The sequence below is a fragment of the Ornithinibacillus sp. 4-3 genome, from assembly GCF_040958695.1.
GTDB lineage: Bacteria > Bacillota > Bacilli > Bacillales > Amphibacillaceae > CALAMD01.
Map to the genome: position 1 here is coordinate 3,424,168 of NZ_CP162599.1, position 14,667 is coordinate 3,438,834.

Sequence of the window (14,667 nt, forward strand, 5' to 3'; positions counted from 1 at the left end):
CTTTCTTATTTCCAGAAAATATAATTATTCTTCTTTCGTCACATTCCAAAGGTGTATACCATAAAATCCATCAAAGCCTTTTATGTTGTCTCGCGAAGCATGGTAACGTAAGAATTCAGCATATTTTATAGTTGGCACATAATCATAAAATTCTGCCTGTAATTCACTAAATAATTCTAAAGCTTCTTCTTGTGATGGTGCTTCTTTAATTCCATCAATTAATGAATCCATTAATTCATTTTGAATCCAACCAGGATATTCATTTTTAGAATACAAAAAGACAAAATTAGATGGAATTGCTTCTGCAGGCCATGTGGTAATGGTTAAATCCCATACCGTAGGATCATTTCGAACTTCTAATAAGGTTGTCCAATCATAAACCTCTAGCTTCACATTAAAGCCAACTTCTTTTAATTGTTGTTCAATAGCAATAGCTGCATTGTAGTGTTCACTATATAGACGAGTAACTAACAGTACAACCTCTTCTCCATTATACCCAGACTCCTCTAATAGCTGCTTAGCCTTTTCTAAATCTGGAGCATTATACTTCTCTTGTCCTGCTTCATTATACCAATCTACTTGACTTTCTACCGCTAGACTATGGTTTACTTCATAAAACTCGTCTGAACCAAATGTCGCCTTCGAAATATCGTCAATATCTAAGCTAGCTAATACAGCTTGACGAGCAGCCTGATCTTGAAACACACCATCAGCCTGATTTAAAATCATCGTTCCAAATGTAGGATCTTTTGCGTAATGTTCAATTCCGTCTACATTTTGTAATGTCTCATAATTATCAATCGGTAATTTTACAGCAATATCATATTGACCTGTTTGAATACCAGCAACTCTTGTCGAAGGATCAGTAACAATTTCTACCTTAATCGTTTCAACAAGCGCCTCTTTCTTCCCACTAAGACCATCTGCTGGTTCTTCTAGAGGCTGATAATCAGCAAATTTCTTGTAAGTTAATGACTGACCATCAATATATTCTTCCAATTTATAAGGTCCTGTACCAATATATTCTTCAATCCCATCTGCTCCGGCATTTTCAATGGTTTCTTTTGGCATAATAACAGCACCTTGAGTTGGATTAGCCAAAATAACAACAGCAAGTGCATTTGGCTCTGTTAACGTAATAGATACTGTATGCGGATCTACTGCTTCAATAGTTGCATCTGAGAAATTCCCTTTCCCTAAAACAGATAATTCTATCCAACGCTCCAATGAAGCAACAACATCTTCTGCGTCAAGCGTTTCACCATTATGAAATTTTATATCTTCTCTTAATTGAAAAACAATTTCTTTTCCATCTTCACTAACTGTCCATGACTCAGCTAACATAGGTTGAGGGACATACTTTGTATCTAATGCAACTAATCCCTCATACACTGGCTTGATTAGCTCTAATGTAGCAAGTGCTGTTGTCATATGAGGATCCATTGTTGGTGGAGTAGCATCATAAGCAACAGTTAATTCTTGATTTCCTCCAGGAGTTCCTTCATTCTCCTCTGTTTCAGAGTTATCACCATTCTGATCTTGGGATTCTTCAGAACATCCAAGAAGTCCAATTAACATTAAAATCATTAAACCAAACAATGAAAATTTAATAAATTTCATTTCTGCACCTCTTCTGTTAGTTTTTCTTATGTCATTAATTACAGGTCACCCTCATTGTAATCCAGATTTTCCAATTATGTTTAGTGGATAAAATCAATGACATGTTTATTAAAACTTCTCAATCTTTTTTAATACATCTAATTTTGGCTCTAGCTGATCCTCTAGTCTAATATTTGCAGATCTTAAATGTCCCATTAATCCCTCCCGATAGGATTGACGTACACAATGCGGTGCTAACGCTTCTACTCCTGCTCTTTCTACTCTCTGGTATGTCACAACTTTTAGGAAAGTTCCAACCCAAACACCACCCGTATATTTAGCTGCATGATTGGTAGGTAAAATATGATTCGTTCCACAAACCTTATCTGCATATACAACTGATGAATTTTCTCCTAGAAATAAAGAGCCATAATTAGTAAGTTGGTCTAAATAGTTTGGAGCATCCTGCATATGCACATGTAAATGCTCTGATGCTAAATCATTTGTTACTGCAATAGCTTCTTCTATATTTTCAGCGATAATAATTTGTCCACGATTTTCCCAGGATTGTCTTGCCACTTCTGCTGTGACTAATGTTTTTAACTGTTTTTCAATTTCCTTTTCAACCTTTGATGCAGTTTCCCAGCTAGTAGTTACTAATATCCCCTGTGCATGAATATCATGCTCTGATTGTGCTAATAAATCTGCTGCAATATAGGATGGATTAGCAGTTTCGTCCGCTAATACTAAAACCTCACTTGGTCCTGCAAGTAAATCAATACCAACTACACCATTCACTTGTCTTTTTGCTTCTGTCACAAATCGATTACCTGGTCCGGTAATTTTATGTACAGCTTTAATTGATTCTGTTCCATAAGCTAATGCAGCAATTGCTTGAGCACCACCTACTGCAAAAATTTCATCTGCACCTGATAAATGTGCTGCATACAATACTGCTGGATGAATTTTCCCACCCTTTGTTGGAGGTGTACAAACTCGAATATTAGATACTCCTGCAACTTTAGCTGGGATGATAGCCATTTGTGCAGAGGATAATAAAGGGTATCTCCCTCCTGGTACATATGCCCCAACAGATTCAATTGGAATAACTTTTTGTCCTAGATGTAAACCAGGTATCATTTCCTTTTCAAATTCTGTTAAAGAACTCCTCTGCGCTTCTGCAAAGCTTTTAATTCTTTCAATAGAAAATGAAATATCCTCTACAATAGATAATGGCAAACTTTGCTTGGCTTTCTCAATTTCTTCTGCTGATACTTTAAGATCTGTTAATTCAACCTGATCAAATTTTTTTGAGTAATTTCTCAGTGCTTGATCCCCATCTTGTTTCACTGTTTCAATTATATTTGAAACAATATTTTGTAGTTCATCTCTTTCATGAGTTGTTGTTGCTTTCTCCTGTTTTAGATATTCAACCATATTTATCCCACCTTTTTATATTTTCTATATTAATAATGCAAGAATCATGCCAATATCGAAAAACTAAAGAAATGTTCATTTATTAAAGTTTTGTATGCTTGCCAAAGAGAGGTCTCTTCTCTCATGAATAGCAACTTGTAAAGGGATTCTGTACTAGATCTCACTAGCTTAAATAAAAATTAAACTGTGCAGAAAGTTTGTACCTTATTACTCCATAAAAGGTTAGAATACATCATTTTTGAATCAAAATTGAATCAAAACCTTTCCAAAATGATTCAGTAATGATACAATGATTCATATTCGAATCGACAAATAGGAGAAATAGAAATGGAAAATAATGTGCAAGAATTAAAAGAGTTAGAATTAATTTTTAATCAGTCCATTAATGAAATATTTGTTACGGATGGAGATGGCGTTTGTATCCAAGCTAATCCTGCGTGCGAGGTTAATTTCGGTATTCCTTTAAAAGACTTAATTGGCATGAATGTACATGAATTAGTTCAACGCGGGGCATTTTTCCCTTCTGCTACTTTAAAAGTTTTAAAGGATGAAAAACCAGTAACATTAATTCAATCAACGGTAACTGGAAAGCGACTATATGTTTCCTCTACTCCTGTTTTTGAAAATGGAAAAATCATCAGAGTCATTTCTACTACAATTGATATTACCGAAATTTTATCCCTAAAAAGAAAAATTAAAGAAATGGAAACTTTGATTGATACCTATAATCAGGAGCTTATCAAGCTGAAAAAGAATTCAACAGATAATAAAGAAGGAATTGTAGTAAATAGTCCTTCCATGAAAAAGATTTTTGAGTTACTACAATTAGTAGCAAGAGTAGATTCTACGGTGTTGCTTTTAGGAGAGTCAGGTGTTGGGAAAACACAAGTAGCTCATTGGATACACCAGGAAAGTCATCGTTCTAGTAAAGAGTTTGTAGAAGTAAACTGTGCTGCGATTCCCGCAACCTTATTCGAATCGGAGTTATTTGGTTATGAACCTGGATCCTTCTCTGGAGCATCTTCTTCCGGCCATAAAGGACTTATAGAATCAGCAAATGGAGGCACCCTTTTTCTAGATGAAATTGGTGAATTGCCTTTAGAATTACAAACGAAGATTCTTCAATTCATGCAAAATAAGACCTTTCGAAAAATAGGTGGACAAAAATTATTAACTTCCGATGTCAGAATAATTTCTGCTACGAATCGTAATCTGAACCAACTAGTGAAGGAGGGTAAATTTAGAGAGGATTTGTATTATCGATTATCTGTAATTCCTGTTGCTATTCCACCGTTAAGGGAGAGAAAAGAGGATTTAGTCGAATTAATCTATACTCTCTTAAATCAATACAATCAAAAATATGATTCGAATAAAATCATGTCTGCTCAAACCATGGAAGAATTGGTTACTTATCATTGGCCAGGTAATGTTCGTGAGCTAAAGAATACGATGGAACGCATATTTGTTACCACGAAAGGCATTCAAATTGATAAAAGTCTTAACTTTTCATTCCAGGATCATACCGTTGAAAGCACTCAAGAAGGCACAAATATGTTAATGCATTCTGATGAAGAAATCCTATCTACTGCTCTTTCTTTACAGGAAAATTATAGTCTATCTGAACGACTTGATATGGTAGAAAAAGAAATCCTTCAACGTTTCCATCATGAATATCAGTCAACTAGAAATATAGCACAACAGCTTGATTCAAGCCAAAGTACAATTAGTCGTAAACTAAGCAAATACGATATTTATTAGACAGTTTTTAAAGACAAAAATTCCGCCCTCTTACCGAGACGGAAATTTTGTCTTTTATAAGAATCTTTGTGGACTGAATTTTTCTAATGGAAATTTAATTTCCTCATCTGTTGCAATGTCCGATAGGATTTTCCCAATAGCAGATGCCATTTTGAATCCATGTCCTGAGAAACCACAGCCTACAATGATATTTTCTTTATCTGGTACTTTCCCTATGATTGGATGACCATCTGTTGTATATCCTTCCATGAAAGTTTGAAGGCGATTTGGTTCACTGTATAAACCTGAGAAGAAATTCTCTATAATATACTTTCCATCCTCAAGATCTTTAAGTGTAACATTCCGTTCTAACGTCTTAGTATTTTCTATTCTATATGCCGGAGTTGCTGAGAAAGACATTTTCACCATTGTTCCATCGATAGATGGGATTCCGTAATAACTATACCCTTCTGAAATTCTTGAAATAACAGGCATATTTTCTGGACTAAATTGCTCCATCTGTTTAGCTGGATACCATGTGCCTACTAAACGGCGAATTTCAATATTTTCTTTGAACAATGGAAAGACTTCATTAATCCATGGTCCTGCTGTTATAATTACTTTTCCAACTGTATATTCTTTGCCATTTGCGGTGATTTTTACGCCTTTTCCATCAGGCTGTTCCTCTAGCTTTTCAACGGTTGTATATGGCAATACTGACGCTCCTAATTCACGGGCACGATCTACTGCTGCTAAAATTGCTAATTGTGAACGGACAAAACCAGCCTGCCCATCCTCAATAATAACTTCATCTGCTCCAGCACGTATCTGGGGATACCTCTCCTGTAGCATCTCTTCAGACAGCACTTCATGTTCTAAACTATAATCCCTCACACTGCGCAAGACATTTTCCAGACCTTCTGAACCTTTTGTCTCTCCCATAAGACCTTTTGTAATTGTTAGTAGTGTTTTTCCAGTTTCTATCTCTAATGCTCTCCATTGCTGATAGGCCTCCAATAAAATTGGAACATAATCAGCTCCTTCTTTATAGGCAGTACGAAAAATTCTCGTGTCTCCACCAGCCGCTCCACGATCATGACCAATCCCAAATTGCTCAAAACCAATTACAGAAACACCTTTTCTTGCTAGCTGCCAAACTGCCATACTCCCCATAGAGCCTACTCCAATTACCCCAACTTCTGCATCCATCATTACCCTCCATTTTGAAATAAGAATTTTTTGAATTATTAATGAGTATAAATTTTTTCTTGCTCATCGTCAATGTATCTCCCTATTCTAATTCATGTATATTTTTTGAAAATTCATAAATATACTTGCAGTCCTAAGATGGGTCTATTACACTAGTAATGATGTACAAAATACACGAGAAGGGAATTGAGAAGTCATGGCAAAGGAAATTCATGTTATTGAAGAATATGTTTATAACTATTCGGCTGCAAACAAACCCTCGAAAAAGGTAAATCTAGGGGATACAGTGATTTTAAAAACAAAAGATTGTTTTACGAACCAAATTACTAGTGAGGAACAACTTGTTACAACAATTGACTTCAATCATGTGAATCCTGCAACTGGGCCTGTCTATGTTAATGGAGCTGAACCTGGTGACTTACTTGTTGTCGATATTGTCGATATTAAAATTGCAGACCAAGGTGTTACTTGTTCTTTACCAGGAGTAGGACCTCTCCATGACCAAGTAGAAACTCGTACAAGAATCCTTCCAATTAAAGATGGAATCGCAACCTTTAATGATATTACTTTCCCTGTTGATCCAATGATCGGAGTTATTGGTGTTGCACCAAAAGAAGGTGAGTTCCCAAGCGGACATCCTGGGGATCATGGAGGAAATTTAGATAATAAGAAGATTACTGCTGGAGCAAGATTATATTTTCCTGTTCATCACCCTGGAGCATTATTCCAATGCGGAGATTTACATGCAAACATGGGAGATGGAGAAATCATTGGAACAGGTATAGAAATCGCGGGCGAAGTAATAGTTACTTTCCAATTAATTAAACAAATACCAAAAGAACGACCTATTTTAGAAACAGATGATTACTGGTACACAATAGCTCCTGCACCAGACTATCCAACTGCTTTAAAAAGAGCATCCGAGGATATGCAGCAATTACTAGTTGATGCATATGGCTGGGATAAAACAGATGCTGGCTTATATATGTCATTACAAGGTGATGTAGAAATTTGTCAAGCATGCACCCCATGTGAACTCGATTTAATAGTTCGTTTCGGTGTTCCAAAAAGAGCAGATAAACCATTATTACCTAGAGTAGAATGATATAAGAATGAAAAGCAGGATGTCGTGATTATGATATCTTGCTTTTTTATATGTACATATACCTATGATTCCAACCAAATATTTAAAAAGAACCTATCCTAAACTTATCGTTTGTACTATAATAATGAATGAAATTTCACTTGAGGGATGGGATATTTTGCAAAAAAATGTTGTAATTGGAATCTTAACATTTTTACTTATCGTCATTGGCTGCGCTACCTTCATGATAAAATTCCCATTTTATTATGAATCTATGGTTGTTGGATTTATATCATTAATCGTTATCCCGCTATTAAGAAAAAGGACGATGTTCCTTTACACCATTACTATTATTATTCTATATGGTGTTTATTTAACTGTTCGCTCATTTATAGATTTAGAAACAACGGATATTCAATTACTATATACATATAATCATTTATTATTTACAGCCTTTCTATTAATGTATTGGATATTGTTAACCTATTTAAAAAGAATGGGTTATGAAAATGAACGTTTAGCTGCTGAGCTTAAGAAGCTTCAGCGATTCTATCCTTCAGGAATTTTATCAAATAATGAATTCTATATTCAATCAGACTGGTTATTAAGATCAATGAAAAGAGATAAGAAGCAGGCTTGGTTTATACGCTTAAACATTATCTATGAAAATAAAAGAGTACAACATAATCTACAATCTACCATAGAAGAAGTTGTGCTAAGATCCATTCGAGATAAATTTGATTTAGTAACATCAAAACCAAATGAAATATTCATTATGTTAAAAGATACAAATGAAGATGGAATAAAAATTGTGCTAGATCGGATTCGTTCTAATGCAAAAGAGAAATTAAATTTTATTGAACCACCATATGAAGTAAGCATTCATGAATTTACAAATATGGAATTATTAAATGACCTCAACAGGGATGAATCAACATGATGACATATCTACTTTATGTTATCATGGCTTTCTTTTGGAGTTTACTTCTATTTTATTCAGTAGTTACAATCGGTGGTGTTTGGTTTCGGGCCCGTTATAAAAATCCATCAAAACTAAAGCATTATCCAAGTGTCGCTGTTCTAATCCCAGCACATAATGAAGATGTTGTAATTGGTGACACCATGCGTGCAATGGCAAACTTAAAATATAAAGGGAAATTAGATATTTATTTATTGGATGATAATTCCTCTGATGATACAGGAAAGATTGTAAAGGAATTTTCTAAAATTTTTTCTAATATTCATTATATTCCCGTACCTCCAGGAGAACCAAAAGGAAAATCACGTGTTTTAAACTATGGTTTGAGTATTTCTGAATCTGAGTACTTTGTTGTATATGATGCCGATAATCAGCCAGAGCCTGACGCGCTAGAAAAATTGGTAGAAACTGCAGAAACAACTGAAAATGCGGCTGGCGCTGTTGGTTATGTGAAAACCAAAAATGCAAACACAAATTTCCTAACTGGAATGATTGCTTTGGAATTCCAGGTATTTCAGTTGCTCATGCAATGTGGCCGTTGGGCATTATTTAAACTCGGTTCATTAGCTGGCACAAATATGCTTTTGAAAAGAGCCGTTATTAATGAAATGGGTGGCTATGATGTATACGCGCTTGCTGAAGATGCGGAATTAACCGTTCGAATTACCGCATCAGGATATTTCCTTCCTGTTGTACCTAGTTCTCGCACTTGGGAGCAAGAACCTGAAAAATTAAAAACATTTATTAAACAAAGAACAAGATGGCTAACTGGTAATATTTATTTACTTGGGAAATCCTTACGTGAGTTTGCTCATTGGAAGGGACGTACATTCTTTCTAACTTTGCAACATGTACTGACCTATGTTGTATTTATTCTGCTATTACTTGTATCTCATACATTTTTTATTCTAAGTATATTTGGTTATGACTTACCAATTATACCAGCTCCATTATTCTTTCTTTGGTATATGAGCTATGTTGTCTATACAGCTCAATTAATTAGTTCTATCGTTGTCGATGAAACGATTACACTGAAAAATATCATCTACACATTGATTATGTACTTCACCTATGCTCAAATCTTCGTTATTCTGCTATTAAGAAGCCTGCCAATGTATATATGGAGCAGAATTACTGGAAAAGTTATTGGTTGGGATAAAACGAAACGATTTAAAGCAAAGGTTGGCGAAAATGAGGAAATTTAAATGGATAATTGGGATAATTTTAATTAGTGGAGGAATCTTTTTCATAGGTTCCCTTTTCCAAGAAAAGAAAGTGACAAATATGTCTATGAAAGAAATAATAGAGAAAAATTATATGAATAAAGAAGGATATATTCACGCACATCCTAACCAAATTGATTCTCAATATTTGTCGGAGAGTATTGGCTTGTATATGGAATATTTAGTACAGGCAAATGATGCGGAGGCATTTCAACAGGAAGTAAAGAAGCTTGAGAAGGAATTTCTGATAGAAACAGACAAACATACCTTTATTCAATGGGCTATCTTTGAAACAGCTCATGTAAATGCTTTAATTGATGATGTGCGAATCATTGCCGCACTCCAACATGCCAGTGAAAAATTTGAACAACCTACTTACGACAAGCTCGCTGCTGAACTTAAACAGGGACTTACTGGGAAAATGCAGCTCGATGGATATTATCCAGATTTCTATGATTGGTCATATGATACAACATCTGCAAGAGTGGTTTTAAGCTATCTAAGCCCTGAATTTTTTCATGTACTAACAAACACAAAACAATCACTTGAATTATTAAAAGAGCTCTCTCATTTAGAACAAGTGTTTTTTCCTGAAATATATGATTTAGAAATTGGAGATTTTCAGCTAGTAGAACATGTGCATATGATCGATCAGTTACTTATTGCTAGTAATCGAGAACATATTGAGGAGTCATCTCCTGCATTCCAAGAATGGCTTATTCAGGAATGGGATACTAAAGGAAAATTATTTGGTCAGTATCATCGAACTACATTAGAACCTGTAGTAAACTATGAATCATTATCTGTATATTATTATTTACATGCTTATTTTGAATTAGTTGGTGAAAATGAGCAAGCTGATAAAGTCATTGAAAGAGCTAAACAAATAGAACATTCAACAGAATTAAAAAATGTTCACTTTTTTGATTTTATACTTGGACAACAGTTAACACATTAGGTATCGGAAATCGGGCGACAATGCTCGATTTTTTTTTTGATACAGATAACACAACTAAGCTTTCTAAAATAATCGGTTCATTTAATTGAGAATTATTATCATTTGTTATAAGATAGATAGTAGTAATAAATATAAAGAAAGAAGGAGAATTAAAAATATGCAAATATACTGGACTAAAATAAATAAAATTATTGAAGAGACTCCTGAAGTTAAAACATATATGCTTGATTGCCCTGAAGGCTTTACATGGGAAGAAGGCGCCCATACTCATATGGCACTAGAAGGCTTTAATGCTGGAGATAAACCAAATCGCAGTCTAATTCGTCATATGTCTATTTCTACTTTACCACATGAAAATTCCATTGGGATCACAACACGTATTAAAGAGCTATGCTCTGAATTCAAGCAGATTTTAAGAACGCTTGAAGTAGGTACTGAAGTTGCATTATTTAAAACACATTCCAATGTACCACTTAAACGAGAAAAGAAAAATGTTTACTTATTATCATCTGGTGTTGGTTTAGCAACTTTCAGACCACTTATACTTGATTATTTCGAACGTGCTGATGATGTTAATCAAATGCATTCCTTAAATATTGATTCAACAAAGGATTTCTTATTCCCTAACCTTGTTGTACCTGCATCTGATCAGAATTTCACATCACAGTTTGTCGATAATCGTCAAGATTATTATAAAGAAGTGAAAAATCTTGCTGCAGACAAGGATGGACTTTTTTATGTTGTTGGTAGTGATGAATTCCTTATTCAAAACATTGAAGCATTACTTGAGGAAGGCATTAAGCCAGAACAGATTATGCTTGATAAGCATAAGTCACAATTACCTGAGTTCTTACCAATTGATGTAGAGGTTTAAGTAATTTTGTTCGAGGTGTAAACAAAGCGGGATAGTATTTTTTATATACTATCCTGTTTCTTAATATCGTGAGAAAATATATATGTTATTTCGGTACAGCTACTAATTCATAATCATGTGGAAGACCCATACATCCTTTCAGTGTATAAGTGGTTAAATCCTCATTTGATTCACTCAACAAATCTTCACAATCATACTCTTCAATAAAATCTCCATCTGAATGGTTGGTGACATTAATTTGGTTTCCATTGTAAGTCAGTGTATTACGCGCTTCCTGAACTTCTACCCCATATTGAATAAAAACTATCTCATCCTCTATACCATTCTTAATATTTTCTACAAATTGGTCCAAACGCTCAATATTCGTAAAATCATTATGTTCATTGATTACTTCATTTTCTTTATTGGACTGACATCCGGCTAATAGGATAATAAATACAATAGCTATAATTACGTAGCGCACTCATTTTCCCACCTTTTGAAATATTAAATATCAGTTAATAAAAACATGGTAGCTTTATCTATTCGTTGATAAAACTACCATGTCTTGTATTACCTATTTATCTATTTACTTTTTCAAAATTGTCGGTTGAACATCATCTGGGATTGGGCAGGTGTACGGATTCTTCGCTCGGAAAGCTGCGAATTCTGCTTGAACCTTTTCTAAAGAAGATTCATTTTCTAACACATGTATCGCTGCTTTTGCCATGGATTCTGCTGCACGAAGCATACCTTTATGTGCAAAGCTGCTTTTCCCTTGTGCTGTCATCTGCCATGAATGTCCAGGTGTGCCAAGTGCTCCTGTTGCTATTGCTACTTGTGCAGTTGGAACTACCCAACTCACATCTGATACGTCTGTTGATCCCGCCATCGCTTTTTCTGATGGATGATAATCAACAATTGAATCTGCTAAGTATTTCCCTTCGAATTCACTACCATCACCAACATATCCAGAGCTAGCCATAGATGAAATATATCCATCCTTCTCATTTGGTGTTAACGATTCCCAAATTTGTTTAGCATATGCTTTTTCTTCTTCTGTAGGTTCCTCCACTAAAGAATCTTGTAATGCTGCAAATAAGATTTCCTCAAGTGCACGGTTTGGAATATAATTAGAACACGCTTTATCGAATTTCATTGTCATTTTTGTTTCTGTCATTAACGCCGCACCTTCAGCGATTTTCACAACACGTTTGAAAATATCATCCACCTGTTGAACACGTGGTGCACGGATTAAATAAAGAACCTCAGCTACAGGCTGAACCACATTTGGCGAAATGCCTCCTGTATTGGTATATGCATAATGCATTCTTGCCTCTGGCACTACATGTTCACGTAAATAGTTTACTCCTGAGCTCATTAATTCAACAGCATCTAATGCACTGCGCCCTAGATGCGGAGAAGCTGCTGCATGGGAAGAAACACCTTCAAATTTAAAATAAACTTGGTAGTTCGCATTACTAGATAGACTCATAATGCTATTTACTTTATTTGGATGCCATGTTAATGCAAAATCAAGATCTTCAAATACTCCTTCGCGGACCATATATGTCTTACCTGATCCACCTTCTTCTGCTGGACAGCCGAAAAATTTCACTGTTCCTGGTAGATTATTTTTTTCCAAATAATCCTTTACCGCACAAGCAGCTGCAAATGCTCCTGTCCCTAGCAAATTATGTCCACAACCATGTCCTGCATCATTTCCATCTGGTTTTTGACATGATTCATTTGCTACTTGTCCTAAACCGGAAAGCGCGTCATACTCACCTAAAAAACCAATAACTGGTTTTCCACTTCCATAAGTTCCCACAAAGGCTGTTTCAATATTTGCAACACCACGTTCTACCTCAAATCCTACTTTTTCACATTCATGCGCTAAAAACTTTGCAGATTCATGTTCTAAAAAACGAATTTCTGGATGTTCAAAAATAAAATCACTAATTCTGATAAATTCATCTCTATTATCTATTAAATATTCTCTTACATGGTCTTCTAATCGAACGGTCATGGTTGAAAATTCCTCCTTGTTTTCTTATCCTTTTAATCTAGTTGGTTGGACATCTTTTGGAATAGGACACTCATACGTACGGTTTTTAAACTTCGCTTCGTGTTCTTGTTTAATTTCTTCCAATAATTCCTTGTTCTCTAATACCTCTATCGCAGTTAAAGCGAGAATTTTACCTGTCTGAAGCATAGCTTTCTTTGCAATAGACGTTGTACCTTGGGAAACAACTTGCCACGAATGACCAGGTGTTCCAATTGCCCAAGTAGCTGTTGTGCATTGTGCTGTCGGTACAACCCAGCTTACATCACCAACGTCGGTAGAAACAGGTTTCACTTTCTCCCCTGGCTGATAAGGTGTAATGAAATCGGCAACATACGTATCTGATACTTCACCAACTTCAGCAATACCATCAAAAGCCTGAATCGCAGCATCCTTCTGTTCCTCTGTTAATGTATTCCAAATATCCTTTGCAAATGCTTTTTCTTCATCTGTATATGTTGATGGACCTACCTCTACCATCTTTTCATATACGACTTTTTCTAATGAGCGATTTGGAATATAGTTTGAGCATGCTTTATCAAATCTCATTGTCATTTTTGTTTCTGTCATCAATGCTGCACCTTCTGCAATTTTCACTACTCGTTCAAATATACTTTTCACTTGTTCTAATTGAGGTGCACGAACAAGATATAATACTTCTGCAACAGGTTGAACAACATTTGGCGAAATTCCTCCCGCATTTGTCACTGCATAATGCATACGTGCATCTTGAATCACATGCTCGCGTAAGTAGTTTACTCCTTTATTCATTAGTTCCACAGCATCTAATGCACTGCGTCCCAAATGAGGAGAACCTGCCGCATGAGAAGAAATTCCTTCAAATTTAAAATAAACTTGATAGTTTGCTAGTGAGCTTTCTACTGTCACTGCATTAGCAAAGCCTGGGTGCCAAGTTAACGCCAGATCAACATCTTTAAAGACACCTTCTCTTACCATATATGTCTTACCTGATCCGCCCTCTTCTCCAGGACAACCAAAGTATTTTACAGTTCCACTTACATTATTTTTCTCTAAATAATCTTTTAAAGCAAAGGCCGCTGCTAAAGATGCAGTTCCTAATAGGTTATGTCCACATCCATGACCATTTGCATTTGGCTCAATTGCTTCCTTTTCTGTAATGCCGCTTTTCTGACTCAAGCCAGCAAGCGCATCATACTCACCTAAGAATCCAATAACAGGACCCCCATTGCCATAAGTACCAACAAAAGCAGTCTCAATTCCTCCAACATTTTTTTCTACAGCAAAACCTTCTTGCTCTAATGCTTCACAAATTTTTTCCATGGATTCATATTCTTCAAATCTTGTTTCTGGGTGAGCCCATACGTAATCGCTTACATCACATAGTAATTTATTCGTACGATTCACCGTTTCTTTGACTTGCTGTAAATGACTTGTTGTTCCCACGTTTTTCCCACCTTTTTATTTTTTAAAAGAGTACTTGCTTAACCATGTCCTAGTAAAAGCTGAATTACTTAGAAGCACTTTCACCTACTAAGCATACT

At 35.3% G+C, this 14,667-nt stretch carries 12 protein-coding genes; 6 read left to right on the forward strand and 6 right to left on the reverse strand.

Features of this window, described 5'->3' with window-relative positions; genetic code table 11:
- Nucleotides 1-24 precede the first annotated feature (24 nt).
- Together AB4Y30_RS16465 and hisD are read right to left on the reverse strand one after the other, a co-directional pair.
- Nucleotides 25-1,620, reverse strand: a complete 1,596-nt coding sequence (locus AB4Y30_RS16465) for an ABC transporter substrate-binding protein (protein WP_368653267.1) — start codon at nt 1,618-1,620, stop codon at nt 25-27.
- A gap of 108 nt (nt 1,621-1,728) precedes the next feature.
- Entirely contained in the window at nt 1,729-3,036 is a 1,308-nt protein-coding gene (hisD, locus tag AB4Y30_RS16470) for a histidinol dehydrogenase (protein ID WP_368653268.1), read from the reverse strand.
- 327 nt (nt 3,037-3,363) lie between these two features.
- Between hisD and AB4Y30_RS16475 the strand changes: the two genes are divergently transcribed.
- Nucleotides 3,364-4,794: a sigma-54 interaction domain-containing protein gene (locus tag AB4Y30_RS16475; protein WP_368653269.1), complete on the forward strand. Its 1,431-nt coding sequence runs from the start codon at nt 3,364-3,366 to the stop codon at nt 4,792-4,794.
- Between the two features lie 54 nt (nt 4,795-4,848).
- On the opposite strand, the gene solA is transcribed toward AB4Y30_RS16475, so the two are convergent.
- Nucleotides 4,849-5,982, reverse strand: a complete 1,134-nt coding sequence (gene solA, locus AB4Y30_RS16480) for an N-methyl-L-tryptophan oxidase (RefSeq protein ID WP_368653270.1) — start codon at nt 5,980-5,982, stop codon at nt 4,849-4,851.
- 196 nt (nt 5,983-6,178) lie between these two features.
- Here solA and AB4Y30_RS16485 point away from each other — a divergent pair, with 196 nt between their 5' ends.
- The 5 genes from AB4Y30_RS16485 to AB4Y30_RS16505 all read left to right on the forward strand — a co-directional run bounded on the left by AB4Y30_RS16485 (nt 6,179) and on the right by AB4Y30_RS16505 (nt 11,100).
- Nucleotides 6,179-7,087 (forward strand): acetamidase/formamidase family protein, encoded by a 909-nt coding sequence (locus tag AB4Y30_RS16485; RefSeq protein WP_368653271.1) that lies wholly within the window; start codon nt 6,179-6,181, stop codon nt 7,085-7,087.
- 157 nt (nt 7,088-7,244) lie between these two features.
- Nucleotides 7,245-8,006: a hypothetical protein gene (locus AB4Y30_RS16490; protein ID WP_368653272.1), complete on the forward strand. Its 762-nt coding sequence runs from the start codon at nt 7,245-7,247 to the stop codon at nt 8,004-8,006.
- Nucleotides 8,003-9,250, forward strand: coding sequence for a glycosyltransferase family 2 protein (locus AB4Y30_RS16495; protein ID WP_368653273.1), 1,248 nt, complete (start codon nt 8,003-8,005; stop codon nt 9,248-9,250). The genes AB4Y30_RS16490 and AB4Y30_RS16495 overlap by 4 nt, the downstream gene beginning before the upstream one ends.
- On the forward strand, nt 9,237-10,226 hold the full coding sequence (locus tag AB4Y30_RS16500; protein ID WP_368653274.1) for a hypothetical protein: 990 nt from the start codon (nt 9,237-9,239) through the stop codon (nt 10,224-10,226). Before AB4Y30_RS16495 ends, AB4Y30_RS16500 begins: the two co-directional genes overlap by 14 nt.
- Nucleotides 10,227-10,383: 157 nt before the next feature.
- Entirely contained in the window at nt 10,384-11,100 is a 717-nt protein-coding gene (locus tag AB4Y30_RS16505; RefSeq protein ID WP_368653275.1) for a dihydropteridine reductase, read from the forward strand.
- Nucleotides 11,101-11,185: 85 nt separating this feature from the next.
- Here the strand turns inward: AB4Y30_RS16505 and AB4Y30_RS16510 are convergent, their stop codons facing one another.
- The 3 genes from AB4Y30_RS16510 to AB4Y30_RS16520 form a co-directional block, all read right to left on the reverse strand.
- Nucleotides 11,186-11,563, reverse strand: a complete 378-nt coding sequence (locus AB4Y30_RS16510) for a DUF4362 domain-containing protein (protein ID WP_368653276.1) — start codon at nt 11,561-11,563, stop codon at nt 11,186-11,188.
- 105 nt (nt 11,564-11,668) lie between these two features.
- Entirely contained in the window at nt 11,669-13,108 is a 1,440-nt protein-coding gene (locus AB4Y30_RS16515) for a M20 family metallopeptidase (RefSeq protein WP_368653277.1), read from the reverse strand.
- A 24-nt stretch (nt 13,109-13,132) separates the two neighbouring features.
- Nucleotides 13,133-14,530, reverse strand: coding sequence for a M20 family metallopeptidase (locus AB4Y30_RS16520; RefSeq protein ID WP_368655246.1), 1,398 nt, complete (start codon nt 14,528-14,530; stop codon nt 13,133-13,135).
- Nucleotides 14,531-14,667 lie beyond the last annotated feature (137 nt).

Excerpts from the sequence above, each read along its gene's own strand:
- AB4Y30_RS16500 (WP_368653274.1), top strand. The coding sequence starts at position 9,237 with ATGAGGAAATTTAAATGGATAATTGGGATAATTTTAATTAGTGGAGGA.
- AB4Y30_RS16485 (WP_368653271.1), top strand. The coding sequence starts at position 6,179 with ATGGCAAAGGAAATTCATGTTATTGAAGAATATGTTTATAACTATTCG.
- AB4Y30_RS16515 (WP_368653277.1), bottom strand. The coding sequence starts at position 13,108 with ATGACCGTTCGATTAGAAGACCATGTAAGAGAATATTTAATAGATAAT.
- AB4Y30_RS16465 (WP_368653267.1), bottom strand. The coding sequence starts at position 1,620 with ATGAAATTTATTAAATTTTCATTGTTTGGTTTAATGATTTTAATGTTA.
- solA (WP_368653270.1), bottom strand. The coding sequence starts at position 5,982 with ATGGATGCAGAAGTTGGGGTAATTGGAGTAGGCTCTATGGGGAGTATG.
- AB4Y30_RS16505 (WP_368653275.1), top strand. The coding sequence starts at position 10,384 with ATGCAAATATACTGGACTAAAATAAATAAAATTATTGAAGAGACTCCT.
- AB4Y30_RS16475 (WP_368653269.1), top strand. The coding sequence starts at position 3,364 with ATGGAAAATAATGTGCAAGAATTAAAAGAGTTAGAATTAATTTTTAAT.
- AB4Y30_RS16495 (WP_368653273.1), top strand. The coding sequence starts at position 8,003 with ATGATGACATATCTACTTTATGTTATCATGGCTTTCTTTTGGAGTTTA.
- hisD (WP_368653268.1), bottom strand. The coding sequence starts at position 3,036 with ATGGTTGAATATCTAAAACAGGAGAAAGCAACAACAACTCATGAAAGA.